The 1,103-nt window shown below is 37.7% G+C and carries 2 protein-coding genes and 1 pseudogene; 2 read left to right on the plus strand and 1 reads right to left on the minus strand.

Annotated features, from left to right (window positions below):
* Positions 1–131 (plus strand): annotated as a pseudogene (locus BKG94_RS10145) (IS1595 family transposase); the annotation flags it as partial.
* A 10-nt stretch (positions 132–141) separates the two neighbouring features.
* On the plus strand, positions 142–564 hold the full coding sequence (locus BKG94_RS09880) for a hypothetical protein (RefSeq protein WP_077436668.1): 423 nt from the start codon (positions 142–144) through the stop codon (positions 562–564).
* Positions 565–586: 22 nt separating this feature from the next.
* Here BKG94_RS09880 and BKG94_RS09985 read toward each other — a convergent pair.
* The coding region (locus BKG94_RS09985) for a hypothetical protein (RefSeq protein WP_077436670.1) at positions 587–1,103 on the minus strand (517 nt) is incomplete at its 5' end.

Below are 1,103 nucleotides of genomic sequence, written 5' to 3' on the forward strand. Positions count from 1 at the left end.
ACCGCCGTCAATCTAATAAAACCCAGTTTATTGATGTACTCAGTCGATGCTTAAAAACCACCAAAGAAAACAACGAATGGTGCGGTTATTGGCAACGCAAAATCATTCATCAAGAAGTGATTTGGCAGTAGGAAAAAGCTGATGGCATACAATTTAGAAAAGAAGATTAAAGAATTTGAGTTTGAGCGTAAGCAGGTTTTACACCACTTAGCCTTGCTTGATGCCAATATTGCGACACTCAAGTATGCCATTGATTTAATGCAGCAGGAAAACGATATTACGCTTTACAACACGCAAAACTTTGTTTATCGCCGTAAATTTAAGTTATTCAAAGGCAAAATCCGCAAATACCTTGTTCAAATTCTACGCAATGAACCCAACAAAGGCTTTACCATCGCCGACCTCACCCAACGGATTTTTGAGATTGAACAAAATCAAGCGACACCTACCGAAAAACACCTTGATTCCGTTCGTAAGCAGCTCAATGAATTTTATCAAAGAGATTGGATTACCCGAACGCAAATCAGCCGCAAAGAAGTGCTTTGGCAATGGAAACTAAAATAGCGGTATTCCACCGCTATTTTTACTATCCTTCGTTCTCTATCTGTTTTAACCGCCATTCGGACGTATCAAACATTCCTCTTTTCTTAATCTTGTAATGTAAATACTTTTCTTGTCGTTCAATAATCCCTTGTTTATATAGCTTACGCAGTGCGTTCCCGATAGCGCATTGATGCTGCATTGTGGCTTCAACACGGGAAGTCGATAACAGCTCTCTGTCTATTTTTATTGCGTCGAGCGTAATCGAATATAAATTTCGCCAATAATTATTTTGTTTGAATACTTGAGAAATCAGATAGGATAAATTCTTATTAAACGGCTTTTGACGAAGTAATTTCGTCGCATCATAATCTTTCTTAATCGTCCTCACATCAAGATCAGGATCGATATAGCCTAAAGATGTCGTAAAGCTGTTAATCTGTGCATTTAAAAGTCTTTCTCGCTCAGCAAGCTCTTTGAGCTTATAAGAAATAATCGCATTTTCCTTATAGCATTGCTCAATTAACTTTACCATTTGCGAAACAAGGTAGGTTTCTGACATA

The sequence above is a fragment of the Rodentibacter ratti genome, from assembly GCF_002000485.1.
In the GTDB taxonomy this organism is placed as follows: Bacteria; Pseudomonadota; Gammaproteobacteria; order Enterobacterales; family Pasteurellaceae; genus Rodentibacter; species Rodentibacter ratti.

Coding starts and splice junctions, on each gene's coding strand:
- BKG94_RS09880 (WP_077436668.1), top strand. CDS start 142: ATGGCATACAATTTAGAAAAGAAGATTAAAGAATTTGAGTTTGAGCGT.